The sequence below is a fragment of the Hoylesella enoeca JCM 12259 genome (assembly GCF_000613405.1).
Classification (GTDB): domain Bacteria; phylum Bacteroidota; class Bacteroidia; order Bacteroidales; family Bacteroidaceae; genus Prevotella; species Prevotella enoeca.
Genome location: NZ_BAIX01000097.1, coordinates 1 through 1,920 on the forward strand (window position 1 = coordinate 1; position 1,920 = coordinate 1,920).

Sequence of the window (1,920 nt, forward strand, 5' to 3'; positions counted from 1 at the left end):
TTAGTATCCCGTCACAAAGATTGACATTCGAGTGTTTGAGCGAAAGAGCTTCTCCAATTCTTATACCCGTACTATATAGTAACCGGATAAGAGTTGGAATGACGAACTTACTCGAGTTTAGATATTTACGGTGAACATGTAGCTTATCAGATTCTCTAAAAATATCAGTAATCTCCTTTGTAGTAAATATATATGGCATAAATGCGTTTTTGTCATATTTGGGTAACTTGGGCAGATATGAATCTATACCGTGTAATTGAAGAAAAGAAGAGAATCTACGTAGAAGAGATATTCGTTGATAGCGATTATTTGGAGTCTCATTTGACCGGATCTTACCCCATTCGTCCGCTAACTCCTTTGTAATGCCAACTCCTTCTGTCACTCGTTCATAGGCAAGTTTATCAAATTGAGCTAAACGAATTTCTGCGGTTCTACTTTCCAAGCTCATAGAACGCATATAGTCAATGTATTTAACTATCATTATAGAGAATACACTTTTGAATTTATTCGAATTGTTATTTACCATAGAGATTGTCATAAAATAAAGATGAAACAAATGGCACATCAAGAGCGCACTGACGAAGTCGGTCTAAGTCCACCTTTAAGTAGCTCTTTGTACTTTCCGTGGATTTGTGCCCGAGTATTTCCGAAATGACAGGTAATTGCTCATTGGCTTTTAGTAAATTAGAGGCGAGGCTGTGCCGTAGAATATGACTGCCCGTCCTTTTTCCAGTAGAATCAATACCGGCACGCCTCATGTATGTGCTTACATTGAGTGCCATTACTCCACTGGACAATGCTCCATATGGAGCCGAATGCTTTATGAATAAATAAGGTGTATTGGCAGATGGCCGCCCATTTTTTATATAATCTATCAATGCACACCCAACCTCCTCAGACAAGGGTAATGTTATTTCTTTATCTGTTTTTTGTTGCCTTACTCGTATTTCATTTGTATCCCAATCAATATTACAAAATCTCATACCTACGACATCAATAGCCCTCAATCCATATCTTGCACACAACAAAATCATCGCATAATTACGTTTCCCTATAGTACTAATGCGATCAATAGAGGCTATAATTCGTTCCACCTCTTCTTGGGTATAGACAGATGGAATCTTTTTAGAAACCGGGCGTTTAAGCCTGAGTAAATTAATCCATCGTTCGTAACTACAATCTTGAAGTTCTTTACGCTCACATAGAAACTTCATAAATGCACGAATAGAGATTATATGATTATCTCTTTCTGCAATGGTTTTTATATTATCCAAGTGAGCTAAGAATCCAATCATAATTTCTGTCGTTATATCCATACAAACCATATTTCGCTCATACAGATACAAGTACAAGTGACTTAGGCGCGTGCGATGATGCTTTAGTGTCGCAGGATGTTTGGTATGGGACTCCCGAAGAAGAAAATCCTCGAATGATTGCCCCAATTTTCCTTCAAAGGGAATCTTTCGTCTTCGTTTTTTACTCTTGCGGAGTTCCTTAGATTCAAGCCACGTGGTTAAGTACTCTACACATCTTACGCTTCCTTTTTGAGATTTTGTCAATGCATCCCAATCTAAAGTTCCATTTTTTTCCAACAAGAATTGCGAAGCCAATTCATGAGTTAACTCAAAATTTTGACCCTTTTCAAGGTAATGTTGAAGATGATTAAACACACATTTAGTAGATTTCAAGGTTCCTTTAGAATACCCTGAAGTTTTCAATGCATCCTCTACTTGATGCCTTAATTCTAAAAATGTCATGCAGTTATTACTGTTTTAATTATGGCAATATCACCATTATGCAAATATACTTATGTAAACTTGTTATGTAAACATCACATCTATAACTAATTCGCATTTTGTGCGTTTCTGCATTATCATTTTTGATTTTTTACATATTTGTTTGGTTTGCATAGTGCGTATT

The 1,920-nt window shown here is 36.5% G+C and carries 1 protein-coding gene and 1 pseudogene; both read right to left on the reverse strand.

Going from position 1 to position 1,920, the window contains the following annotated elements:
- Positions 1-457 (reverse strand): annotated as a pseudogene (locus JCM12259_RS17480) (tyrosine-type recombinase/integrase); the annotation flags it as partial.
- Between the two features lie 58 nt (positions 458-515).
- Positions 516-1,757, reverse strand: coding sequence for a site-specific integrase (locus tag JCM12259_RS12695; protein ID WP_025066716.1), 1,242 nt, complete (start codon positions 1,755-1,757; stop codon positions 516-518).
- Positions 1,758-1,920 lie beyond the last annotated feature (163 nt).

Coding starts and splice junctions, on each gene's coding strand:
- JCM12259_RS12695 (WP_025066716.1), bottom strand. CDS start 1,757: ATGACATTTTTAGAATTAAGGCATCAAGTAGAGGATGCATTGAAAACT.